This window comes from Pseudomonas sp. TE31087, from assembly GCF_057284075.1.
Genome location: NZ_JBXVNN010000001.1, coordinates 2,927,221 through 2,948,720, shown reverse-complemented (window position 1 = coordinate 2,948,720; position 21,500 = coordinate 2,927,221). Strand labels below are relative to the sequence as shown.

Below are 21,500 nucleotides of genomic sequence, written 5' to 3'. Positions count from 1 at the left end.
TCAGGGGTGTCGAGATCGAGCGCCGCCCGGGCGGCGCATCGCGGGACAAGCCCACAGGCGTAGCGCGTGGCTTGAGGGCCGCACGGTCGCTGTGGGAGCGGCTTCAGCCGCGAACACCGGCATAGCCGGTGCCAGGCACCGCGTCGCCTGCTTCGCGGGTAAACCCGCTCCCACAGGGATCGCGCCAGATTCTAAAAATTGAGCAAGACAGTTGCTCCCACATCTGTTTCGGGCCAGTTATGTCTGCGCCGCCGCGGCTGTATGCCTAGTTTGTACGACGCGGTTTCAGCGTGGGCACCACTGCCGCTCCACCTGTCTCAAGATGTGCACCAAGGCGAACAGCTATAACGTCACAGGACAGACTGGCCCGAAACAGATGTGGGAGCGGGCTTGTCCCGCGATGCGCCGCGCGGGCGGCGCTCGATCTCACAGGCAATACAAGGGGTGAGGCCTGCGCCCTTTGGCCTCCCACGCCCTCTGCCTCAAACCACCTCAAGACGAATCTTGTACTGGTTGAGCAACTGGGTCAGGGCAGGAGTGGGCGCCTGGTCGGTCACCAGGCAGTCGATCAGGCTGATCGAACCGAGGCGGACCATGGCATTGCGGCCGAACTTGCTCGAGTCCGCCGCCAGCAGCACCTGGCGGGCGTTGGCGATGATCGCCTGGGATACCCGCACTTCCTGGTAGTCGAAGTCCAGCAGGCTGCCGTCCTCATCGATGCCGCTGATGCCGACCACGGCGAAGTCGACCTTGAACTGGTTGATGAAGTCGACGCTCGCCTGGCCGACCACGCCGCCGTCGCGACGCACCGTGCCGCCGGCCACCAGCACCTCGAAATCGTCCTTGGCCGCGAGGATCGCCGCTACGTGCAGGTTGTTGGTGATGACCTTCAGGTGGTTATGGTTGAGCAGAGCGCGGGCAATGGATTCGGTGGTGGTGCCGATATTGATGAACAGCGAGGCATGGTCGGGAATCTGTCGGGCCACGGCTTCGGCGATGCGCTGCTTCTCGTCGCGCATCTGGTCGGCACGCATGGCGTAGGCGGTGTTCTCGATGCTCGAGTCGTAGGCCGCGCCACCGTGATAACGGCGCAGCAGGTTGCCCTCGGCGAGCTGGTTGATATCGCGGCGGATGGTCTGCGGGGTGACGACGAACAGCTGCGCCATCTCCTCGATGCTCACGTAGCCGCGTTCGCGGACCAGCTCGAGGATTTGTTGTTGGCGTGGGGGCAGATTCATGGGCGGTCCTTTGGGGCTGCCGGACAAATTCTGCAATGATGCCGTAGGTCGTGGTGTAGGACCAGTCTGGTTATCGCGTAAATAGCCATCGCGGGGCAAGCCCGCTCCCACGCACAACCACTTGTGGGAGCGGGCTTGCCCCGCGATGCTTCAGGGATCAGGCGTCGTGATCTTCCCAGTCGCGGGTGCGATCGACAGCCTTGCGCCAGCCCTTGTACAGCTTCTCTTTCGCCGCTTCATCCAGCTGCGGGCTGAACTCGCGCTCGATGATCGCCTTGTCGCGCAGCTCGTCCAGGCCGCTCCAGAAACCGCAGGCAAGGCCTGCCAGGTAGGCCGCGCCCAGGGCCGTGGTCTCGCGCATCTTCGGACGCTCGACGCAGGTGCCGAGAATGTCGGCCTGGAACTGCATGAGGAAGTTGTTGGCCACCGCGCCACCATCCACCCGCAGTTCGCTCAGGCGCTGGCCGCAGTCCTGCTGCATGGCGTCGAGCACGTCGCGGGTCTGGTAGGCGATCGACTCCAGGGCCGCGCGGATGATGTGATCGACCTTGACGCCACGGGTCAGGCCGAACAGCGCGCCACGGGCATACGGATCCCAGTAGGGTGCGCCCAGGCCGGTGAAGGCCGGCACCAGGTAGACGCCGTTGCTGTCCTTGACCTTGCTGGCGAAGTATTCGGTGTCGTAGGCGTCGTTGACGATCTTCAGTTCATCGCGCAGCCACTGCACGGTGGAGCCGCCGTTGAACACCGCGCCTTCGAGGGCGTAGGCCACCTCGCCGCGGGGGCCGCAGGCGATGGTGGTGAGCAGGCCGTGGGACGACTGGACCGCCTTGTCGCCGGTGTTCATCAGCAGGAAGCAGCCGGTGCCGTAGGTGTTCTTGGCCTGGCCGGGCTCCACGCACATCTGGCCGAACAGCGCCGATTGCTGGTCGCCGGCGATACCGGCGATGTCGATACCGCTCTTGGTCTTGCCATAGACTTCGGACGATGGGCGTACCTCAGGCAGCATCTGGCGCGGAATGCCAAGGATATCGAGGAGCTTGTCGTCCCATTGCAGGCTGTGGATGTTGAACATCAGCGTGCGCGAGGCGTTGGTGTAGTCGGTGACATGCACCTTGCCGCCGGAGAACTTCCAGATCAGCCAGGTATCGATGGTGCCGAACAGCAGTTCGCCACGCTCGGCGCGTTCGCGGGCGCCTTCGACATTGTCGAGGATCCACTTGAGCTTGGTGCCAGAGAAGTACGGGTCGGTGACCAGGCCGGTGGCCTCGCGGATGTACTGCTCGTGGCCGTCGCGCTTGAGCTGGGCGCAGATATCGGTGCTGCGGCGGCACTGCCAGACGATGGCGTTGTACACCGGACGCCCGGTTTCCTTGTCCCAGACCACGGTGGTCTCGCGCTGGTTGGTGATGCCGATGGCGGCGACCTGGGCGTGGCTGATGCCGGCCTGGGCCAGGGCCTCGACCATGGTCGCGCTCTGGGTGGCGAAGATTTCCATCGGGTCATGCTCGACCCAGCCCGCCTGCGGGTAGTGCTGGGCGAATTCACGCTGCGAGGTGCCCACCACGTTGGCGTCGCGATCGAAGATGATGGCGCGCGAACTGGTGGTGCCCTGGTCCAGGGCGATGATGTAGTTCTTGTCCAGGGTATCGGTCATGTCGGTGGCCTTGCACGAATATGGGAGTAGGTCAGGGCGTGGCGGGCGCCGGCCTTGCGGTCCGGGCCCGGCGCGGGCATCAGGAAACCTGGGTGTCGCCCTGAGGATTATCGTCTGTTTGTTGGGCCGCGGCCTGGGTGGCTGGCAAGTTGCGGGCGATCAGCCCGCGGTACAGGGCCGCGCCCAGGCTGGCACCGAGGATCGGCGCGAACACCGGCACCAGGAAATACGGAATATCGCGCCCGCCAGTGAAGGCGACTTCGCCCCAGCCGGCCAGGAAGGTCATCAGTTTAGGCCCGAAATCCCGCGCCGGGTTCATCGCGAAGCCGGTCAGCGGGCCCATGGCGCTGCCGATCACGGCGATCAGCAGGCCGATCAGCAGGGGGGCGGTGGCACCGCGTGGCAGACCGTTGTTGTCGTCGGTCAGGGCCATGATCACGGCCATCAGGATGGCGGTGATGATCACCTCGACCAGGAAGGCCTGGCCGGTGGACAGTGCCGGGTGCGGATAGGTGGAGAACACCGAGGCCAGCTCCAGGCTGGCCTGGCTGCCACGCACCATGGCGTGGCTTTGTTCGAAATCGAAGAACAGGTTGCTGTACAGGAAGTACACCAGGGCGGCGCCGCAGAACGCGCCGCACATCTGGGCCAGCATGTAGAACGGCAGCTTGCGCTTGTCGAAACCGGCGAACACGGCCAGGGCGATGCTGACCGCCGGGTTCAGGTGCGCGCCGGAGACGCCGGCGGTCAGGTAGATCGCCATGCTCACGCCGACCCCCCAGATGATGCTGATCTCCCACAGGCCGAAGCTGGCGCCGGCGACCTTGAGCGCGGCGACACAACCGGTGCCGAAGAAGATGAGCAGGGCGGTGCCGAGGAACTCGGCCAGGCATTGGGCGGATAACGTGGGTTCGCGTAGAGCAGTTGTCATGTGTGACCTCGGTTCTTGTTGTTGTGAGGCGCTGGGCGCTCGACAGCAAAAAAGCCCGGAGTCGATCCCCATTGACGCCGGGCGGGTACAGGAAGTGCACCTTATAGGTGCACCATGTATTCATAAACGAAAAAATATAGACAAGAAACGCTGATGTCAAAGGTCGAAAATGAACGCTTGGCCACAATCTGACCAGAGCACCGGGTCGTGAATCCATGGCCGCTGCTCTAGCCTGGGACCTGCGCTGGCTGCACCGGTGGAATTGCCCTAAAGTACCGGGCGACTTGTGATCGACTGGAGCCGTTGATGACCCCCGCCCTGGACCTTTTGAAGAAGGCGCGCGCCGAGCACCGCGTGCACAGTTACGAACATGATCCGAAAACCGCCTCGTGATGGCCTGGAGGCGGCGGAAAAGCTGGGCCTTGACCCGCTGCGGGTGTTCAAGACCCTGCTTGCCAGCAGCGAAAAGGGCGAGCTGCTGGTAGCGGTGGTACCGGTGGTCGGCACCCTCGACCTGAAGGCACTGGCCCATGCGGCGGGGGTAAAAAAATGCGAGATGGCCGATCCGCAGGCGGCCCAGCGCGCCACGGGTTACCTGGTCGGGGGGATCAGCCCGCTGGGGCAGAAGAAGCGCCTGCGCACCTTTATCGATCAATCCGCGCAACAACATGAAACGATTCATGTGAGCGCTGGCCGTCGTGGTCTTGAAGTGGAACTGGCCGCCGCGGTGCTGGCCACCCATACCCAGGCACAGTTCGCCGAGATCGGTCGCGGCTGATCATCTGTACTGATAGAAATTCCATGACTCTGTCACTGTCGGGCCCTGGCGGCATGCCGCATGCTCAGGGCCTTTCCCGCCAGATTCAGGAGTCGTGGCATGCAGTTGCATTTTCATCAGGTGGACGCCTTCAGCGACCGTCCCTTCGCTGGCAACCCGGCCATGGTCTACCACCTGGAACAGTGGCTCGACGATGGCCTGATGCAGCAGGTGGCCGCCGAACACAACCTCGCCGAAACCGCCTTCGTGGTGGCCGAAGGTGATGGCTATCGGATCCGCTGGTTCACCCCGAACACCGAAGTCCCCCTGTGCGGTCACGCCACCCTGGCCAGCGCCCATGTCCTGTTCGACGTCTACGGTGAGCAAGCGCCGCGCCTGGATTTCCAGAGCCGTTCGGGCCTGCTCAGCGTCAGCCGTGAGCATGGCCTCCTGTGGTTGGACTTCCCGCGCATCGACCCGCAGCCGCTGGCCGAGCCTGTGGCGGTGGCCGAAGCGCTGGGATGCGAGGTGCGCGAGGTCTACCAGACCCGCGAGCTGTTCGTGGTGCTCGACTCGGAGCAGGCGGTACGCGATTGCGCGCCGGACATGGCGGCGCTGGCTCGCCTGCCGGGCTTGGGGGTGATCGTGACGGCTCCAGGCGAGCGGCATGATTTCGTGTCGCGCTATTTCGCTCCGGGCATCGGCATCCCGGAGGACCCGGTCACCGGTTCCACCCATTGCTCGCTGATCCCTTACTGGGCGGCGCGGTTGGGCAAGTACGACTTGCAGGCCTTCCAGTGTTCAGCCAGGGGTGGTGAACTGTTCTGTCGCCTGGAAGGGGAGCGGGTGAAGATCGGCGGGATGGCTCGGCGGGTGGCCAGCGGTACGCTGATGTTGTGAGCTGAGAGGCTCGCCGAGCCTTGTCGAGCAAGGTGCAGGGTTGAAAGCATCATCTGCGTGGGAGCGGGCTTGCCCCGCGATGGAGTATGGCACCGGCTTCGCCGGTGATCGCGGGTCAAGCCCACTCCCACGCTGTCTCAGCCAGATCAAAGTGATAGGGGCGGGCAAGCCCGCCCTCAAAAGGATGTTTTCAGTCCCAGTGCATCAATGCGCGGAACTCACGCGCCGTACGCCCTGCTCATGACTGGCCAGCTGCGCGGCGACGCTGCCGGGTACCGCGAACAGCACCAGGTGGTCCGCCGCTACCGCGATACCGACGTCCTGGCCGACCTGATGGTCGTTGTGGCTGGGGAAGATCGCCTCGAGCTGGCTGCCGGTGGGCAGTTGCAGGCGATACAGGGTCGAGGCGCCGAGGAAGCTCTTGCCGATGACCCGCGCCCGCAACGGGCTGTCGGGGGCATGCACGATGTCATCCGGACGCAGCAGCACATCCACCGAACTGCCAGGAGCCATGGTGTAGGCACGGTTGCCGCGCAGCTCGCCGAGTTCGGTGGTTACTGACTCGTGGCTGCTCATCTGGCCGCGAATGAAGTAGCCCTGGCCGATGAAGCTTGCGACAAACGGGGTCTGCGGCTCGTGGTAGAGGTTGTAGGGGGTGTCCCACTGTTCCAGGCGACCCTCCTTGAACACGCCGACATGGTCGCTGACGGCAAAGGCTTCTTCCTGGTCGTGGGTGACCAGGATGGCGCTGGTGCCACGGCCCTTGAGAATGTCGCGGACCTCATGGCTCAGGCGCCGACGCAGTTCCACGTCGAGGTTGGAGAACGGCTCGTCAAGCAGCAGCAGTTGCGGCTCGGGCGCCAGCGCCCGGGCCAGGGCCACGCGCTGCTGCTGGCCGCCGGACAGCTCGTGCGGGTAGCGCCCGCCCAGGCCGCCGAGCTTGACCAGCTCGAGCATCTCGTCGACCACCGCCGCCTGGCGCGGGTGCTTGCCGATGCCGAAGGCGATGTTCTGTGCCACGGTGAGGTGGGGGAACAGGGCGTAGTCCTGGAACACCATGCCGATCCGGCGCTTTTCCGGGGCCAGGGTGAACCCGGCGCGGGAAATGACTTCGCCGGCCAGCTGGATCTCGCCGTCGTGCACCGGCTCGAAGCCGGCGATGGCGCGCAGCGTGGTGGTCTTGCCGCAACCGGAGGACCCCAGCAGGCAACCGATGTCGCCTGCGTTCAGGTGCAGGTTGAGGTTCTGGACGATGCGCTGTTCGCCATAGCCGCAGGCGAGGTTGCGCAGGTTGAGCAGTAGCTGTTGACTCATGCGTGGTGGTAAGCCGGTTCTACAAGGAATTCCAGAAGGGCCTTCTGCGCATGCAAGCGGTTTTCAGCTTCGTCCCAGGCGACCGAACGGGGGTCGTCGAGCAGGTCCTGGCTGATTTCCTCGCCACGGTGGGCGGGCAGGCAATGCATGAACAGGGCATCGGGTGCCGCCAGGTCGAGCAGTTCGCGGGTGACCTGGTAAGGCGCGAAATGCGCCAGGCGCCGTGCAGTTTCCTCTTCCTGGCCCATGGAAGTCCAGACATCCGTGGTCACCAGATGAGCGCCGCGCACGGCTTCCTTCGGATCACGGATGATCTGTACACGGTCACCGCCCAGTGCCAGGAAGCGTTGATCAGGCTCGTAGCCTTCAGGGCAGGTGATGCGCAGTTGGAAATCGAACTGCACGGCAGCTTCGATATAGGAGTTGCACATGTTGAAGCCGTCGCCGACCCAGGCCACGGTCTTGCCCTGGATCGCGCCACGGTGCTCGAGGAAGGTCTGCATGTCGGCCAGCAGTTGGCAGGGGTGCGACTCGTCGGACAGCCCGTTGATGACCGGCACCTTCGAGTTGGCGGCGAACTCGGTCAGGGTGCTGTGGGCGTGGGTGCGGATCATCACCGCGTCGACCATGCTCGAGAGCACGATGGCGCTGTCGGCGATCGGCTCGCCGCGGCCCAGCTGGGTGTCGCGCGGCGACAGGAAGATGGCCTGGCCGCCGAGCTGGATCATGCCGGCTTCGAAGGACACCCGGGTGCGGGTCGAGGACTTCTCGAAGATCATGCCCAGCACGCGGTTCTTCAGCGGCTCGAACAGCACGCCTCGTTTGCGCAGGTCCTTCAGCTCGATGCCTCGACGGATCACACCGAGCAATTCGTCAGCGGTGAAATCCATCAGGGAGAGAAAGTGCCTTGCGCTCATGATTGACTACCTTATCTGCAACGTTCTGCAGGTCGACCGTATGGGTTTTGTTGACAACGGGGGTGACCTGCGGCGTAAGCCGCACGGGGCGGACGGAATAGGGAAAGGCGCAATACTATAATTAAATGTCGCCTAAAACCAAGAGGGGAAACAGCGCCACTGTGTCAAAGGGTGTCGTAAGCCCTTGCCGGCTAGCTGTTTTTTATTTGCTACAGCGGTTGTACACGGCTCGGAGCGTATTTGGCAAACCCGTTGTCGCGAATCGCCCGCCTGATGTCGTCCGATTCACGCCGCGAACCTCGCTGGCGAGCCCCGGTCGGCAGGCGCATAGTCGAACCTCGACAATAACAAGGCAGAGGCGGCCATGACCAAGACCCTGCATCACCGAGCCTGTCACCTGTGCGAGGCCATCTGCGGCCTGAACATCGAAGTCACCCACGAAGCCGATGGCCCGGCGCGGATCAGCTCGATCAAGGGCGACCCGCAGGATCCGTTCAGCCGCGGCCATGTCTGCCCCAAGGCGGTCGCCCTGCAGGACATCCAGGAGGACCCCGACCGCCTGCGCCAGCCCCACCGGCGCATCGGTGACCAGTGGCTGCCAATCAGTTGGGACGAAGCCTTCGCCCTGGCCGCCGAGCGGCTGTGGGCGATCCAGCAGGCCCACGGGCGCAACGCGGTCGCCGTGTACCAGGGCAACCCCAGCGTGCACAACTATGGGCTGATGACCCATAGCAACTATTTCCTTGGCTTGCTCAAGACCCGCAATCGCTTCTCGGCGACCTCGGTGGACCAGTTGCCGCAGCACCTGACCAGCCACCTGATGTACGGCCATGGCCTGCTGCTGCCAATTCCGGACATCGACCATACGCAGTTCATGCTCATCCTCGGCGGCAATCCATTGGCCTCCAATGGCAGCATCATGACCGTCCCGGATGTGGAAAAGCGCCTCAAGGCACTCAAGGCCAGGGGCGGGCAACTGGTGGTGGTGGATCCGCGACGCAGCGAGACGGCTGCGCTGGCCGACCAGCACCTGTTCATTCGCCCCGGTGGCGACGCGGCGCTGCTGTGTGGCTTGCTGCATACGCTGTTCAGCGAGAACCTGGCCCGGGGCTCGCATCTGCCGGTTGCGGGCCTGGAGCAGGTGCGCGAAGCCATCCTGCCGTTCGATGCGTCCGCCATGAGCGCGTTGTGCGGTATTCCGGCCGAGGCGATCCGCCAGCTGGCGCGGGATTTCGCCGCCGCCGACAAGGCGGTGTGCTATGGCCGGATGGGCGTATCGACCCAGGCCTTCGGTTCGCTGTGCCACTGGCTGGTGCAGTTGATCAACCTGGTCACCGGCAATCTTGATCGTGAAGGCGGCGCCCTGTGCACGGCGCCTGCGGTCGACCTGGTCGCCAGCACCTCCGGCGGGCATTTCGATCAATGGCGCAGCCGGGTCTCGGGCTTGCCCGAGTATGGCGGCGAGCTGCCGGTCTCGGCCCTGGCCGAAGAGATCCTCGAACCAGGCGAAGGGCAGGTGCGGGCGCTGGTGACCGTGGCAGGCAACCCGGTGCTGTCCACGCCTAACGGGCGACGCCTGGACGAGGCCCTGGCCGGCCTCGACTTCATGCTCAGCATCGATCTGTACATCAACGAGACCACGCGCCATGCCGACCTGATCCTGCCGTCGACCTCGGCGCTGGAGAACGATCACTACGATTCCACCTTCAACCTGCTGGCGGTGCGCAACGTCACCCGCTTCAACCGGGCGATCCTACCCAAGCCCGATGGCGCGCTGCACGACTGGGAGATCTTCGTGGGCCTGGCCAAGGCCTTTGTCGAGCGCGCGCAGGTCGAGCTCAAGGCCACCTTGCCGCCGGCACAGATGATCGACTTCGCCCTGCGCAAGGGGCCTTATGGCGACGGGACGCCCTGGAAGCTCTCGCTGGAGGCGCTAGACGCGTATCCCCATGGTCTCGACCTCGGGCCGCTATGTGCCAACCTGGCAACGCGCCTGCGCACGGCGAGCGGGCAGGTCGAGGCGGCACCGGCGGTGCTGCTCGAAGACCTGCGGCGCCTTGCCAGTGTGTCCGCGCCCACGGATGACCAGCTGTTGCTCATCGGCCGTCGCCATGTGCGCAGCAACAACTCGTGGATGCACAACTACCACCGCCTGGTCAAAGGCAAGCCGCGCCACCAGTTGCTGATGCACCCGGACGACTTGAGCCGGCGCCAGTTGCAGGACGGCCAGATGGTGCGGGTGCGCTCGCGCACAGGGGTGATCGAGGTGGCGGTACAGGCCAGCGAGGAGATGATGCCGGGCGTGGTCAGCCTGCCCCATGGCTACGGCCATGGGCGCCAGGGCGCGCGCTTGCAGGTGGCCGCTGTGCAGCCGGGGGCGAGTGCCAATGACCTGACTGACGAACACCTGCGCGATGGCGTTTCCGGCAATGCCGCCCTCAATGGCGTGCCGGTACAGGTCGAGGCCGCATGAAGCACGGCAAGGCCGAGCACGCTGCTCGGCTTTCCGATACAATGCGTCACCGTGCCGACGACCCTGTCGGAAAGTTCAGCCGAGGTGCTTCATGGATATCATCGATACAATCAAAGAGCAGATTGCCAACAACACCATTCTGCTTTACATGAAAGGTTCGCCGAATGCCCCACAGTGTGGCTTCTCGGCCAAGGCTTCGCAGGCCGTGATGGGGTGCGGCGAGAAGTTCGCCTACGTCGACATCCTGCAGAACCCGGAAATTCGCGCCAACCTGCCCAAGTACGCCAACTGGCCGACTTTCCCGCAACTGTGGGTGGCTGGTGAGCTGGTCGGCGGCAGCGACATCATGCTGGAAATGTTCGAGAAGGGTGAACTGCAGACCCTGATCAAGGACGCGGCCGCCAAGGCCAAGGCTTCCGAGGCCTGATTCAGGTCTACTCGCCAGCACGCAAAAAGCCCCGCGATAGCGGGGCTTTTTGTTGGGTAATCGTCAGTAATTGCAAGGCCACAATTCGTCGACTGCATGCGGCTTGTGTAGGAGCGGCCTTGTGTCGCGAAAGGGCCGCATAGCGGCCCCGGCAATATCAGCTTGATGCGTAGATCTGGGGCCGCTACGCGCCCCTTTCCGGCCGGTCCGACGCCTCGGCAAGGCCGCTCCTACAGGGTTACGCGATCACCTGCTGGAGATGCTTTGTCTGACCGACGTAAAGCTTACTCTTCGCCCATCTGCGACTGCAGGTAGTTCTCGATTGTGATCTTGTCGATCAGTCCCAGCTGGGTTTCCAGCCAATCGATGTGCTCTTCCTGGTCTTCGAGGATGTCTTCGAGCACGTCGCGCGAGCCGAAGTCGCCAGCGGTTTCGCAGTGGGCAATGGCGGCCTTGAGGTCGGCATGGGCCTTTTTCTCAAGCTTCAGGTCGCAGTCGAGCATCTCCTTGGTGTGCTCGCCGATCATCAGCTTGCCCAGGTCCTGGACGTTGGGGATGCCTTCGAGGAAGAGGATGCGCTTGATCAGCTTGTCAGCGTCCTTCATCGCCTGGATGGACTCTTTGTACTCGAGCTTGCCGATCCTGTTCAGGCCCCAATCTTCATACATGCGCGCGTGCAGGAAGTACTGGTTGATTGCGACCAGCTCGTTTCCGAGGATCTTGTTGAGATGCTGGATGACGCTTACGTCGCCTTTCATGATGGGGTCTGCCCTGTAGATGTTGAGCCAATGAAAACAAGTCTGAGCCCCTCAACTATCTATGTCAAACCTAAGTTATTGAATAATAAGTGAAAATTAATCGGAATAAGAATGTTTGTGAACTGCGTTCGGGCGCTAACTTATTGAATTGCAGGCATAAAAAAACCGGACTCTGGGTCCGGTTCTTCGAATTCGGGGTAATTACGCCGCGTTGAATTCAGCGGGGTAGGGCAGGGCGGCCTGCTGGCTCAGTTGCAGCTCGGTGAGGGTTTCGCGCACCACCTGCTTGGCGAGGCAGGCGCACTTGCCGCACTGGCTGGCCACATTGGTGGCAGCTCGCACTTCCTTGTAGCTGCAGCATCCTTCGTAGATCGCATCGCGGATCTGTCCATCGGTGACACCGACACAGAGACACACATACATAAAGGCTGACCGTCGCGGGTTGAGTCGATGCGTTGGAGAGTAATGGTAATGAGAATGCTTGTCAAAACACTTTGTGTAAGGTGCGCGCCAGAGCGACCGGCGGTCGAGATTCGGCCTGTCACGCAAAGCTGTGTATGATGGTCGGCCTTTGCTGGATCCGGGGGAAGATGTTCCGCCCGGGCAAGGTTTTTCACCCCTCATCAGGAGAGATCGAATGAGCGTACTCGTTGGCAAACAAGCCCCGGACTTCACCGTTCCAGCCGTGCTGGGCAACGGCGAGATCGTCGACAGCTTCAACCTGGCCTCGGCCATCAAGGGCAAGTACGGCCTGGTATTCTTCTACCCGCTGGACTTCACCTTCGTCTGCCCGTCCGAGCTGATCGCCCTGGACAACCGCATCCCTGACTTCCAGGCGCGCAACGTGGAAGTGATCGGCGTGTCGATCGACTCGCACTTCACCCACAACGCCTGGCGCAACACCCCGGTCAACAACGGCGGTATCGGTCAGGTCAAGTACACCCTGGCAGCCGACATGACCCACGAAATCTGCAAGGCCTACGACGTCGAGTCCGAAGGCGGCGTGGCCTTCCGTGGCGCCTTCCTGATCGACACCAACGGTGTCGTTCGTTCGCAGATCGTCAACGACCTGCCACTGGGCCGTAACATGGACGAGCTGCTGCGCCTGGTCGACGCCCTGCAGTTCCACGAAGAGCACGGCGAAGTCTGCCCGGCCAACTGGAAGAAAGGCGACAAGGGCATGAACGCTTCGCCGGAAGGCGTTGCTGCTTACCTGAGCGAGAACGCTGGCAAGCTGTAATTGCCATGCGCATAAAAAAACCGGCCCTGGTGGCCGGTTTTTTTATGCGCTGCGAACATGTCGCGGGAGGCGGGCTTCAATCGTTGAAATCGCGCCAGCCGCCCATCTCTTTCCAGCGATTGACGATGCCGCAGAACAACTCGGCGGTCTTCTCGGTGTCGTAGCGCGCCGAATGCGCCTCACGCCCGTCGAAGTCGATGTCCGCGCTCTGGCAGGCCCGGGCCAGCACGGTCTGGCCGTAGGCGAGGCCGGCGAGGGTGGCGGTATCGAAGCTGGAGAACGGATGGAACGGGTTGCGCTTGATGTCGTTGCGCGCCACCGCGGCATTGAGGAAGCCCAGGTCGAAGCTGCTGTTGTGCCCGACCAGGATCGCCCGCTTGCAGCCATTGGCCTTCAGCGCCTTGCGCACGCCGCGGAAGATATCGGTCAGCGCGCTTTCCTCGCTCACCGCCATGCGCAGCGGGTGGTCCAGCTTGATACCGGTGAACTCCAGCGCGGCCGCTTCGATATTGGCCCCTTCGAACGGTTCGACCCGGTGGAAGTAGGTGTGCTCGGGGAACAGGAAGCCCTTCTCGTCCATGCCGATGGTGACGGCGGCGATCTCCAGCAGCGCGTCGGTGGCGCTGTTGAAACCGCCGGTCTCGACATCCACCACCACGGGCAGGTAGCCACGGAAACGCTCGGCCATCGGGTGGCGCGAGCCGCTGCTGACCTGGCTGTCCTGGTCGTCTTCGTACAGATCTTCGCTCACGCGTTGTCCTCCAGCAGGCGCCAGCGCAACTTCTCACCGGCGCGCAAGGGGATCACGGTGTTGTCGCCGAACGGCAGGCTGTCCGGCGCGGTCCATTCCTCACGCACCAGGGTGATGGTGTCGGTGTTGCGCGCCAGGCCGTAGAAGTCCGGGCCGTGCTTGCTGGCGAAGCCTTCGAGCTTGTCCAGGGCGTTGCGCTGTTCGAACGCCTCGGCGTACATCTCGATGGCGGCATAAGCGGTGTAGCAGCCGGCGCAGCCGCAGGCGGCTTCCTTGGCATGCTTGGCGTGGGGCGCCGAGTCGGTGCCGAGGAAGAACTTCGGGTTGCCGCTGGTGGCGGCATCCAGCAGCGCCACCTGATGGGTGTTGCGCTTGAGGATCGGCAGGCAGTAGAAGTGCGGGCGGATACCGCCAACCAGCATGTGGTTGCGGTTGTACAGCAGGTGCTGGGCGGTGATGGTCGCACCGACGTTGGCCGGCGCTTCGCTGACGAACTGCGCGGCGTCGCTGGTGGTGATGTGTTCGAACACCACCTTCAGGGTCGGGAAGCGTTCGACCAGGCGGCGCATGTGCTCGTCGATGAAGCGTTTCTCGCGGTCGAACACGTCGATCTCGCTGCGCGTGACTTCACCGTGCACCAGCAAGGGCATGCCGGTTTCGGCCAGGGCCTCGATCGCCGGGAAGATATTGTCGATGCTGGTCACGCCCGAATCGGAGTTGGTGGTTGCGCCGGCCGGGTAGAGCTTGGCGGCGTACACGATCCCGCTGGCCTTGGCGGCCCGCACATCGTCGGCGCTGGTGCGGTCGGTGAGATAGAGCACCATCAGTGGCTCGAAGCGGCTGCCGGCGGGGCGTGCGGCAAGGATGCGCTCACGGTAGGCGGCGGCCTCGACGGCGTTGCGCACCGGCGGAACCAGGTTAGGCATGATGATGGCACGGGCGAAGGTGCGCGCCACGTCACCGACGGTGTGGGGCAGGACGGCACCATCGCGCAGATGGATGTGCCAGTCGTCGGGGCGCAGGAGGGTCAGGCGATCGGACATTGGAGATTCCAGGCGGGTCGAACTCAGAAGCCAATGCTACCGGAAAACCCCTGTTCGAGCACGGCTATCAAGTTTTCCGACGGGCGACCGATAGCGTTCAGGTAAGTCGTCGGAATTTGTGGAGCCGCCCGTGCGCCAGCGTTACCTAGCCCTGTTCACCCTCGTTGCCAGCCTGCCGGCCGGGGCAATGACCTTCCAGACCCGCGTGGAGAACGTCGCCTGGAAAGTCGAGGGTGACCAGTTCGAATGTCGCCTGATCCAGCCGATCGACGGTTTCGGCAGCGGTGAGTTCGTGCGCCGTGCCGGCGAGCAGCCGACCTTCCAGCTGCGTTCGGACAGCAATGTCCTGGGCGCTGGCTCCGCCACCCTGCTGGCCGCCGCCGCGCCCTGGCAGCCCGGGCGCGGCGACATCAACCTCGGTGCGGTGCACATGGCCCGTACCGGCGTGCTGTTCACCTCCAGCCAGGGGCAGGCCAGCCGCCTGATCAACGGCCTGCTCGATGGTCGCAGCACCGTGGTGCGCAACTACCGGGGCGAAGGTGGTCGGCCGATGGAAGTGCATGTGATGCCGGTCAGCTTCGCCAAGGCCTACAGCGACTACCAACTGTGCGCCGCCAAGCTGCTGCCGATGAACTACGACCAGATCCGCCAGACCCAGGTCGGCTTCCCCGGCGGCGGGATCGAGCTGGACAGCTCGGCGCGCGCCCGTCTGGATGTGCTGCTCGACTACCTGAAGGCCGATCCGACGGTCAACCACATCGAACTCAACGGCCACTCCGACAACAGCGGCAATCGCCTGACCAACCGCGACACCTCCCGCCGACGGGCCCTGGCGGTGGCCGACTACCTCAAGGCCCATGGCGTGCCGGAAGAGCAGATCAGCGTACGCTTCCACGGCGAACGCTATCCGTTGGCCAAGAACAACAGTGCCGCCAACCGGGCGCGCAACCGTCGGGTGAACATCCAGCTCGAGCGTGTAACGCCGGTCGAGAAGCCGGTGGAGAAACCGGCAGCGCAGGTGCCCCCGTCGGCCCCGGCACCCGCCGCCACGCCTGCGCCAACGACGCCTGCAGCCGCTGCCACGCCGTCCGCTCCAGCGAAATCCTGAGTGCGACAGCGGGTCGCGCTCTCGACAATTCCTGTCGCTTTGTCGTCACAAGCTGTCGCCCCATTGTAAATTTTTCAGCAACGCCGGTAGAATCATCCGCTTTCCGTACAACCCCGTGGAGTGATGGCATGGCGGACGTAAAAAAGGTCGTATTGGCGTATTCCGGCGGCCTTGATACTTCGGTGATTCTCAAGTGGCTGCAGGACACCTACAACTGTGAAGTGGTGACCTTCACCGCTGACCTCGGCCAGGGCGAGGAGGTCGAGCCGGCCCGCGCCAAGGCCCAGGCGATGGGCGTGAAAGAAATCTACATCGACGACCTGCGCGAAGAGTTCGTGCGTGATTTCGTCTTCCCGATGTTCCGCGCCAACACCGTCTACGAAGGCGAGTACCTGCTGGGTACTTCCATCGCCCGCCCGCTGATCGCCAAGCGCCTGATCGAGATCGCCAACGAAACCGGCGCCGACGCCATTTCCCACGGTGCCACCGGCAAGGGCAACGACCAGGTGCGCTTCGAACTGGGCGCCTATGCGCTCAAGCCAGGCGTCAAGGTCATCGCTCCATGGCGCGAGTGGGACCTGCTGTCCCGCGAGAAGCTGATGGACTACGCCGAGAAGCACGGCATCCCGATCGAGCGCCACGGCAAGAAGAAATCGCCGTACTCGATGGACGCCAACCTGCTGCACATCTCCTACGAAGGCGGTGTCCTGGAAGATACCTGGACCGAGCACGAGGAAGACATGTGGAAATGGAGCGTCTCGCCTGAGAACGCCCCCGACCAGGCCACCTACCTCGAGCTGACCTACCGCAACGGTGACATCGTCGCCATCGACGGCGTCGAGAAGACCCCGGCCACCGTGCTGGCCGACCTCAACCGCATCGGCGGCGCCAACGGCATCGGTCGCCTGGACATCGTCGAGAACCGCTACGTCGGCATGAAGTCGCGCGGCTGCTACGAGACCCCGGGCGGCACCATCATGCTCAAGGCTCACCGTGCCATCGAGTCGATCACCCTGGACCGCGAAGTCGCTCACCTGAAGGATGAGCTGATGCCCAAGTACGCCAGCCTGATCTACACCGGCTACTGGTGGAGCCCGGAGCGTCTGATGCTGCAGCAGATGATCGACGCCTCCCAGGTCAACGTGAACGGCGTCGTGCGCCTGAAGCTGTACAAGAGTAATGTCACGGTCGTTGGCCGCAAGTCGGACGACTCGCTGTTCGATGCCAATATCGCGACCTTCGAGGAAGACGGCGGCGCCTACAACCAGGCCGATGCCGCAGGCTTCATCAAGCTCAACGCACTGCGCATGCGCATCGCGGCCAACAAGGGCCGTTCGCTGCTGTAAGCCTTTGGCGTGCCCGAAAAACCCGGCCTCGGCCGGGTTTTTTCATGCCCGGGATTCAGGGGGAGGCGGGGCCTCGCCTTCCTGCATCGGCGATACCGATAGGTGGATGCAGGTTCGCGTATCGAGGTTGTACAGGATCCAGCGTCGCTGTTGGCCGTGGGGACGCTCGATCATCCGCTGCACATGGTTTTCGATGAGCTTTCGACTGTCGGCGCCGGAGATGGCGATGATCATCGCCCCTTTGTCCCGTGCGGCAGGTGGGCGAGGCGGCCTGTCCGCCCCCGTGGCGCGTCTGTCCGGGGCAAACAGCGAGCCGTTGTTGAAGTTGAGCGTAAGGAAGAACAGCACGGTAAGGAAGAACGGAAACCCCACCAGAAACCAGGTGTAGACAATCTGGCTGTCGTCGCTGAGAAACGGCAGCGAGGCCAGGGCGGACGCCTCGATCACACCGGCAAATACAGCGATAAGGGTCAACGGACTGATAGGGTCGCGATTCATGATGAGTGCCTGGCCATGCTTTGCCCATCAGTAGCTCGTTTTTCCGAATGCGATAAGCGTGGATCATTTCCCTGCCGGGTGATGCCACAGGCTACGGCAGCGCTTTTTATCCAGTCTGTACAGTCGAAATTTCCTGCATGAAGTGTCACCTGGCGGCACTTGGATCCAATTCTGCCGACTGTTACTTTTTGGGGGCGACGAACATGCATCTATTACATTTTGTTAATTAGCTGCTTGTAGGAAGAATCTCTATTAACAGTAGTCCACTTCTTTCGGTGAATTTGCCAGGGAAACCGCTGCATAAATAATCGTTATGCTCGGGTGTGGTGGTCTATCGAACTAAAAATAACGTATCAATGGGAATCGCATGAATAAAGTGCTGATCGTGGATGATCACCCGGTCATTCGCCTGGCCGTACGCATGCTGATGGAACGGCATGGCTACGAGGTAGTGGCGGAGAGCGACAATGGTGTGGATGCCTTGCAACTGACGCGGGAGTATCTGCCGGACATTGTCATTCTGGATATCGGGATCCCCAAACTGGATGGGCTTGAAGTGATTGCCCGGATGACCCTGGCAAGTCCCGGGACCAAGGTGCTGGTGCTGACCTCTCAGGCGCCGGGGCACTTCTCGATGCGCTGCATGCAGGCGGGGGCGGCGGGTTATGTGTGCAAGCAGCAGGAGCTGACCGAACTGCTCAGCGCGATCAAGGCCGTGCTGTCCGGCTACAGCTACTTCCCCAACCAGGCGCTGCACAAGGGACGCTCGGGCGTGAGCGGCGCCACGGAGATGGAGATGGTCGAGCGGCTTTCCGGGCGGGAGATGATGGTGTTGCAGCAGCTTGCCCGGGGCAAGAGCAACAAGGAGATCGCCGACAGCATGTTCCTCAGCAACAAGACGGTCAGTACCTACAAGACGCGCCTGCTGCTCAAGCTGAATGCCCGCTCGCTGGTGGACCTGATCGAGCTTGCCCAGCGTCATGGGCTGGCCTGAGCATCATTGAAAAAGCCTCCGTTCGGGAGGCTTTTGCGTGCCTGTTCTACAAGTCGTAGTCGAAGTCGGCCAGTTGCTTCTGCAGGCGTCGTTCCTCGAGCATGTTGTCGATGGTGCGGCGTTTGCTCAGGTTGGTCTTGGCCGGTTCGGCCTGCGGCTCCACATCGTCGTCCGCACTCTGGAAATCGTCGTCGATTACCAGCTCTTCTTTATCGGTGCTCATGCGTCACTCCAAGCCAAAGGGCCATTGGCCGTCCTTATAACGGGAATCGCAGAGCGGGTAAAAAAGATTTTTTCAATTGCCTCGCGCAGGTTTCAGCTATTGCCTCAATCGTCGGAGGTCTTGTGCTTGTATTCGCACAGGTCTTCGATCCGGCAACTGCCACAGCGCGGTTTTCGGGCCTGGCAGACGTAACGGCCATGCAGGATCAACCAGTGGTGGGAATCGAGCAGATAGTCCCTGGGGACGAACTTGAGCAGCTTCTTCTCCACCTCCAGCACGGTCTTGCCCGGTGCGATACCTGTGCGGTTACTGACCCGGAAGATATGCGTGTCGACGGCCATGGTGAGCTGGCGAAAGGCAGTGTTGAGCACCACGTTGGCGGTCTTGCGGCCGACGCCGGGCAGGGCTTCGAGGGCCTCGCGGGTCTGCGGGACTTCGCCGGCGTGCTGCTCGACCAGCAGGCGGCAGGTTTCGATGACGTTCTTGGCCTTGCTGTTGTACAGGCCGATGGTCTTGATGTACTCGCTCAGGCCGTCGACGCCCAGGGCGTGGATGGCTTGTGGGGTATTGGCGACCGGGAACAGGCGGGCGGTGGCCTTGTTGACGCCGACATCCGTCGACTGGGCCGAGAGAATCACGGCGATCAGCAGTTCGAAAGGGGTGGAGTAGGCCAGTTCGGTCTTGGGTTCGGGATTGTCTTCATGCAGCCTGCGAAAGATCTCCAGGCGTTTGGCGGCATTCATGGGGTCAACGGGTTCCTTGACGGCGTGAGGCGGTATTCGATGGGCGCAGGTGATTGTACAGGCCCAGCAGCAAGCCGAGCAGTATCAGCGCGCCGGGAGCCAGTGCGGCGAGGTGCAGGCCGAGACCTTCGGCCAGGAGTTGGCGGCAGATGCCCAGGGCCAGCCCGGCCGCCAGTAAGCCGAGCAGTCCGAACCCCAGGTGGCGATATCGGCCAGGCTGTGCTGGCAGTTGCTCGCTGGCGAGGCAGGGCAAGGCCAGCAGCAGTGGGTAGAGGCCAAGCTGTTTGGTCAGGGGCATTGCCCAGGCTTGCAGGCCGAGGTGCAGGCAGGTCGCCAAGGTGGCGGCAAGTACAATGCTCATCCACAGGCGGGGGGCTTGTTCCAGGTGACGGCGCAGAGGAGTCATCAACGCCTGGTGCAGGCCCACCAGCAGTATTGTGCAAAGGCTGATCGCAAGCGCCTGGACGATGGTGCTGGTCGCGCCGAGCAATGGCGCCAGGCTGATTGGCAGGAGCCAGAAACGGTTCATGGAGGCGTCTCACCGAGCAATGCGGGACGATGCTGGTCAAAATAGCGCAGTGCATCCTGGATCGCCTCGATGACTGCCCGCGAGGTTACCGTCGCCCCGGCCAGCTGGTCGAACGCACCCTGGTCACGTTTGATTGCCCAGGCCTGCTCGGGCGTATCGCGCAGTGTCCGGCCGATGAACTGGTCCAGCCAATGGCGCGCCGGGTCGACCAGTTGATCGCCAAGGCCGGGGCTTTCCTGCTGTTCGAGCACGCGCACGCCCACCAGGCGGCCCTGGGGGGCGATGGCGATCACCAGTTCGATGGCACCGCCATAGCCTTGGGCGCTGCTGTGCAGCAGGATAGCGCTGGTGACGCCCGCCAGGCTGGCGCGGTAGCCGGCCAGCAGATGGCTATGGCTCAGGCTGGGATCCTTGAGGGCCACGGGTGTTTGCAATGGCCGGTTGTCGTAGCTGCCCGGCGGCAGCACCTTGAGCCACTGCTGTTCCTGCCATTGGCGCGAAGCCTCGGCAATCGGCCCGGCGGTGAAGCGGTGCCAGGCCAGCGTCGCGGCAATCGCCAGCCCTGCCACCAGGAGCAGCGCTGCGGCACTGTGCCAGCGGGCGGTCATGGACAGGCCTGTTGCTGGCGGCGTTCCGCCCAGCGATCAAGGGTGGGGACGGCGAGGTTCATCAGCAGGACGGCGAACGCCGTGCCATCGGCGAAGCTGCCCCAGGTGCGGATCAGGTAGATCAGCAGGCCGGTGCCGATACCGAACAGCAGGCGGGCCAGTGGTTGCTTGCAGCCGGACACGGGTTCGGTGGCGATGAAGAACGCGGCAAGCATGGTCGAGCCGGACAGCAGGTGCAGCAGTGGCGAGCCGTTGGAATCGGAGCCTGCGCCATTCCAGCCCAGCAGGGCGGACAGGAACAAGGCGGCGAGCAGACCGACGGGGGCCTGCCAGCCGAAGACCTTGCGCTGCAGCAGGAATAACCCGCCAAGCAGGAAGGCGAGGTTGACCCACTCGCTACCACGCCCGCCCAGATGGCCGAACGCCAGGTGGTTGGCGAACAGTTCGTCTATGGTCAGGCTGCGGTTGTGGCGCAGCACATCGAGCACCGTGGGGCTGGCCCAGGCGTCGATCCGTTCGCTGGCGCCCAAGCTCAGGCCAAGGCTTTCCACGAGCCCAGGTGCCTGACCGGGCCAGTGGTTCATCTGTAGCGGGAAGCTCAACAGGACGAACGCATAGCCGACCATGGCAGGGTTGAACAGGTTGCGCCCGACCCCGCCAAAAGCTTGTTTCCCCAGGCCGATGGCGACGCAGGCCGCCGTCACGGGCAGCCACCAGGGCGCCAGGCTGGGCAGGGCTGCGGCCAGCAGCGCGGCGGTGACCAGTGCACTGCCGTCGCCAAGGGCGCAGGCGACCGGCATTCTCCGCCAGCGCAATAGCACAGCCTCGGTAGCCAGCGCCGCGCAACCGCTCAACAGCAGGTTGATCAGCACGCCCCAGCCATGCAGCCAGAACAGCACCAGCAGGCCAGGGACGCAGGCCAGCAGAACCAGCTGCATGGTGCTGCGCAGGCGCGGATCAGTGGTCGGCATGGCTTTACAGGTCCTCGAGGTGTTGCACAGCGATGGCTTCCGTTGCCAGGGGCAGGGCGATGCGTGGAGCCGGG

The 21,500-nt window shown here is 63.4% G+C and carries 22 protein-coding genes and 1 pseudogene; 8 read left to right on the top strand and 15 right to left on the bottom strand.

The window, feature by feature from the left end; translation table 11 throughout:
- Positions 1-482: 482 nt before the first annotated feature.
- The 3 genes from glpR to ACZ899_RS13265 all read right to left on the bottom strand — a co-directional run bounded on the left by glpR (position 483) and on the right by ACZ899_RS13265 (position 3,826).
- A complete protein-coding gene (gene glpR, locus ACZ899_RS13275) occupies positions 483-1,238 on the bottom strand; it encodes a DeoR/GlpR family transcriptional regulator (RefSeq protein ID WP_203647763.1) in 756 nt (251 codons plus the stop codon).
- A gap of 157 nt (positions 1,239-1,395) precedes the next feature.
- Complete coding sequence (gene glpK, locus ACZ899_RS13270; RefSeq protein ID WP_203647762.1) at positions 1,396-2,895, bottom strand: glycerol kinase GlpK; 1,500 nt, start codon at positions 2,893-2,895, stop codon at positions 1,396-1,398.
- Between the two features lie 79 nt (positions 2,896-2,974).
- Positions 2,975-3,826, bottom strand: a complete 852-nt coding sequence (locus ACZ899_RS13265) for an MIP/aquaporin family protein (RefSeq protein ID WP_234561847.1) — start codon at positions 3,824-3,826, stop codon at positions 2,975-2,977.
- A 306-nt stretch (positions 3,827-4,132) separates the two neighbouring features.
- Between ACZ899_RS13265 and ybaK the strand changes: the two are divergent.
- Together ybaK and ACZ899_RS13255 are read left to right on the top strand one after the other, a co-directional pair.
- Positions 4,133-4,604 (top strand): annotated as a pseudogene (gene ybaK / locus ACZ899_RS13260) (Cys-tRNA(Pro) deacylase).
- 99 nt (positions 4,605-4,703) lie between these two features.
- Positions 4,704-5,483, top strand: a complete 780-nt coding sequence (locus ACZ899_RS13255; RefSeq protein ID WP_234561842.1) for a PhzF family phenazine biosynthesis protein — start codon at positions 4,704-4,706, stop codon at positions 5,481-5,483.
- Positions 5,484-5,687: 204 nt separating this feature from the next.
- Here the strand turns inward: ACZ899_RS13255 and ACZ899_RS13250 are convergent, their stop codons facing one another.
- Both ACZ899_RS13250 and argF read right to left on the bottom strand, forming a co-directional pair.
- The gene (locus ACZ899_RS13250) at positions 5,688-6,797 is read right to left on the bottom strand and encodes an ABC transporter ATP-binding protein (protein ID WP_234561840.1); all 1,110 of its coding nucleotides are present in this window, start codon (positions 6,795-6,797) and stop codon (positions 5,688-5,690) included.
- Positions 6,794-7,714 (bottom strand): ornithine carbamoyltransferase, encoded by a 921-nt coding sequence (gene argF, locus ACZ899_RS13245; RefSeq protein WP_234561838.1) that lies wholly within the window; start codon positions 7,712-7,714, stop codon positions 6,794-6,796. Before argF ends, ACZ899_RS13250 begins: the two co-directional genes overlap by 4 nt.
- A gap of 364 nt (positions 7,715-8,078) precedes the next feature.
- Between argF and ACZ899_RS13240 the strand changes: the two genes are divergently transcribed.
- Positions 8,079-10,187, top strand: coding sequence for a molybdopterin oxidoreductase family protein (locus ACZ899_RS13240; protein WP_234561836.1), 2,109 nt, complete (start codon positions 8,079-8,081; stop codon positions 10,185-10,187).
- 91 nt (positions 10,188-10,278) lie between these two features.
- Positions 10,279-10,614, top strand: a complete 336-nt coding sequence (gene grxD, locus ACZ899_RS13235; protein WP_103449407.1) for a Grx4 family monothiol glutaredoxin — start codon at positions 10,279-10,281, stop codon at positions 10,612-10,614.
- 284 nt (positions 10,615-10,898) lie between these two features.
- Here grxD and bfr read toward each other — a convergent pair whose 3' ends face one another.
- Positions 10,899-11,372 carry a bacterioferritin gene (gene bfr / locus ACZ899_RS13230; protein WP_028690081.1) on the bottom strand — a complete coding sequence of 158 codons (474 nt, stop codon included), beginning with the start codon at positions 11,370-11,372 and terminating at the stop codon, positions 10,899-10,901.
- A gap of 201 nt (positions 11,373-11,573) precedes the next feature.
- Complete coding sequence (locus tag ACZ899_RS13225) at positions 11,574-11,795, bottom strand: bacterioferritin-associated ferredoxin (protein ID WP_203647757.1); 222 nt, start codon at positions 11,793-11,795, stop codon at positions 11,574-11,576.
- A gap of 214 nt (positions 11,796-12,009) precedes the next feature.
- On the opposite strand from ACZ899_RS13225, the gene ACZ899_RS13220 reads away from it, so the two are divergent.
- Positions 12,010-12,612 (top strand): peroxiredoxin, encoded by a 603-nt coding sequence (locus tag ACZ899_RS13220; RefSeq protein ID WP_023629028.1) that lies wholly within the window; start codon positions 12,010-12,012, stop codon positions 12,610-12,612.
- 76 nt (positions 12,613-12,688) lie between these two features.
- On the opposite strand, the gene rnt is transcribed toward ACZ899_RS13220, so the two are convergent.
- Both rnt and pyrC read right to left on the bottom strand, forming a co-directional pair.
- Positions 12,689-13,300, bottom strand: a complete 612-nt coding sequence (rnt, locus tag ACZ899_RS13215) for a ribonuclease T (RefSeq protein ID WP_225933324.1) — start codon at positions 13,298-13,300, stop codon at positions 12,689-12,691.
- A 59-nt stretch (positions 13,301-13,359) separates the two neighbouring features.
- On the bottom strand, positions 13,360-14,406 hold the full coding sequence (gene pyrC / locus ACZ899_RS13210; RefSeq protein ID WP_203647756.1) for a dihydroorotase: 1,047 nt from the start codon (positions 14,404-14,406) through the stop codon (positions 13,360-13,362).
- 130 nt (positions 14,407-14,536) lie between these two features.
- On the opposite strand from pyrC, the gene ACZ899_RS13205 reads away from it, so the two are divergent.
- Both ACZ899_RS13205 and ACZ899_RS13200 read left to right on the top strand, forming a co-directional pair.
- The gene (locus ACZ899_RS13205) at positions 14,537-15,514 is read left to right on the top strand and encodes a flagellar protein MotY (RefSeq protein ID WP_234561834.1); all 978 of its coding nucleotides are present in this window, start codon (positions 14,537-14,539) and stop codon (positions 15,512-15,514) included.
- A gap of 128 nt (positions 15,515-15,642) precedes the next feature.
- Positions 15,643-16,860: an argininosuccinate synthase gene (locus tag ACZ899_RS13200; RefSeq protein ID WP_234561832.1), complete on the top strand. Its 1,218-nt coding sequence runs from the start codon at positions 15,643-15,645 to the stop codon at positions 16,858-16,860.
- Between the two features lie 42 nt (positions 16,861-16,902).
- Here the strand turns inward: ACZ899_RS13200 and ACZ899_RS13195 are convergent, their stop codons facing one another.
- Positions 16,903-17,358, bottom strand: a complete 456-nt coding sequence (locus ACZ899_RS13195; protein WP_232855801.1) for a hypothetical protein — start codon at positions 17,356-17,358, stop codon at positions 16,903-16,905.
- A 367-nt stretch (positions 17,359-17,725) separates the two neighbouring features.
- On the opposite strand from ACZ899_RS13195, the gene ACZ899_RS13190 reads away from it, so the two are divergent.
- Positions 17,726-18,352: a response regulator transcription factor gene (locus ACZ899_RS13190; RefSeq protein WP_028690074.1), complete on the top strand. Its 627-nt coding sequence runs from the start codon at positions 17,726-17,728 to the stop codon at positions 18,350-18,352.
- A gap of 46 nt (positions 18,353-18,398) precedes the next feature.
- On the opposite strand, the gene ACZ899_RS13185 is transcribed toward ACZ899_RS13190, so the two are convergent.
- From ACZ899_RS13185 to ACZ899_RS13165, 5 genes are all read right to left on the bottom strand, one after another.
- The gene (locus ACZ899_RS13185; RefSeq protein ID WP_203647754.1) at positions 18,399-18,575 is read right to left on the bottom strand and encodes a PA3496 family putative envelope integrity protein; all 177 of its coding nucleotides are present in this window, start codon (positions 18,573-18,575) and stop codon (positions 18,399-18,401) included.
- Positions 18,576-18,679: 104 nt separating this feature from the next.
- Positions 18,680-19,318 (bottom strand): endonuclease III, encoded by a 639-nt coding sequence (gene nth / locus ACZ899_RS13180; protein ID WP_232855802.1) that lies wholly within the window; start codon positions 19,316-19,318, stop codon positions 18,680-18,682.
- A gap of 4 nt (positions 19,319-19,322) precedes the next feature.
- On the bottom strand, positions 19,323-19,847 hold the full coding sequence (locus ACZ899_RS13175; protein ID WP_232855803.1) for an Rnf-Nqr domain containing protein: 525 nt from the start codon (positions 19,845-19,847) through the stop codon (positions 19,323-19,325).
- Entirely contained in the window at positions 19,844-20,455 is a 612-nt protein-coding gene (locus ACZ899_RS13170) for an RnfABCDGE type electron transport complex subunit G (RefSeq protein WP_234561830.1), read from the bottom strand. Before ACZ899_RS13170 ends, ACZ899_RS13175 begins: the two co-directional genes overlap by 4 nt.
- On the bottom strand, positions 20,452-21,426 hold the full coding sequence (locus ACZ899_RS13165; protein ID WP_203647752.1) for an RnfABCDGE type electron transport complex subunit D: 975 nt from the start codon (positions 21,424-21,426) through the stop codon (positions 20,452-20,454). The genes ACZ899_RS13170 and ACZ899_RS13165 overlap by 4 nt, the downstream gene beginning before the upstream one ends.
- Positions 21,427-21,500: the final 74 nt, after the last annotated feature.

Bases quoted from the DNA above. Each gene is read 5' to 3' on its own strand.
- bfr (WP_028690081.1), bottom strand. From the start codon at position 11,372: ATGAAAGGCGACGTAAGCGTCATCCAGCATCTCAACAAGATCCTCGGA.
- ACZ899_RS13170 (WP_234561830.1), bottom strand. From the start codon at position 20,455: ATGACCGCCCGCTGGCACAGTGCCGCAGCGCTGCTCCTGGTGGCAGGG.
- grxD (WP_103449407.1), top strand. From the start codon at position 10,279: ATGGATATCATCGATACAATCAAAGAGCAGATTGCCAACAACACCATT.
- ACZ899_RS13220 (WP_023629028.1), top strand. From the start codon at position 12,010: ATGAGCGTACTCGTTGGCAAACAAGCCCCGGACTTCACCGTTCCAGCC.
- ACZ899_RS13200 (WP_234561832.1), top strand. From the start codon at position 15,643: ATGGCGGACGTAAAAAAGGTCGTATTGGCGTATTCCGGCGGCCTTGAT.
- nth (WP_232855802.1), bottom strand. From the start codon at position 19,318: ATGAATGCCGCCAAACGCCTGGAGATCTTTCGCAGGCTGCATGAAGAC.
- ACZ899_RS13175 (WP_232855803.1), bottom strand. From the start codon at position 19,847: ATGAACCGTTTCTGGCTCCTGCCAATCAGCCTGGCGCCATTGCTCGGC.
- pyrC (WP_203647756.1), bottom strand. From the start codon at position 14,406: ATGTCCGATCGCCTGACCCTCCTGCGCCCCGACGACTGGCACATCCAT.
- rnt (WP_225933324.1), bottom strand. From the start codon at position 13,300: ATGGCCGAGCGTTTCCGTGGCTACCTGCCCGTGGTGGTGGATGTCGAG.
- ACZ899_RS13250 (WP_234561840.1), bottom strand. From the start codon at position 6,797: ATGAGTCAACAGCTACTGCTCAACCTGCGCAACCTCGCCTGCGGCTAT.
- ACZ899_RS13165 (WP_203647752.1), bottom strand. From the start codon at position 21,426: ATGCCGACCACTGATCCGCGCCTGCGCAGCACCATGCAGCTGGTTCTG.
- ACZ899_RS13195 (WP_232855801.1), bottom strand. From the start codon at position 17,358: ATGAATCGCGACCCTATCAGTCCGTTGACCCTTATCGCTGTATTTGCC.
- glpK (WP_203647762.1), bottom strand. From the start codon at position 2,895: ATGACCGATACCCTGGACAAGAACTACATCATCGCCCTGGACCAGGGC.
- argF (WP_234561838.1), bottom strand. From the start codon at position 7,714: ATGAGCGCAAGGCACTTTCTCTCCCTGATGGATTTCACCGCTGACGAA.
- ACZ899_RS13185 (WP_203647754.1), bottom strand. From the start codon at position 18,575: ATGAGCACCGATAAAGAAGAGCTGGTAATCGACGACGATTTCCAGAGT.
- ACZ899_RS13225 (WP_203647757.1), bottom strand. From the start codon at position 11,795: ATGTATGTGTGTCTCTGTGTCGGTGTCACCGATGGACAGATCCGCGAT.
- ACZ899_RS13240 (WP_234561836.1), top strand. From the start codon at position 8,079: ATGACCAAGACCCTGCATCACCGAGCCTGTCACCTGTGCGAGGCCATC.
- ACZ899_RS13265 (WP_234561847.1), bottom strand. From the start codon at position 3,826: ATGACAACTGCTCTACGCGAACCCACGTTATCCGCCCAATGCCTGGCC.
- ACZ899_RS13190 (WP_028690074.1), top strand. From the start codon at position 17,726: ATGAATAAAGTGCTGATCGTGGATGATCACCCGGTCATTCGCCTGGCC.
- glpR (WP_203647763.1), bottom strand. From the start codon at position 1,238: ATGAATCTGCCCCCACGCCAACAACAAATCCTCGAGCTGGTCCGCGAA.
- ACZ899_RS13255 (WP_234561842.1), top strand. From the start codon at position 4,704: ATGCAGTTGCATTTTCATCAGGTGGACGCCTTCAGCGACCGTCCCTTC.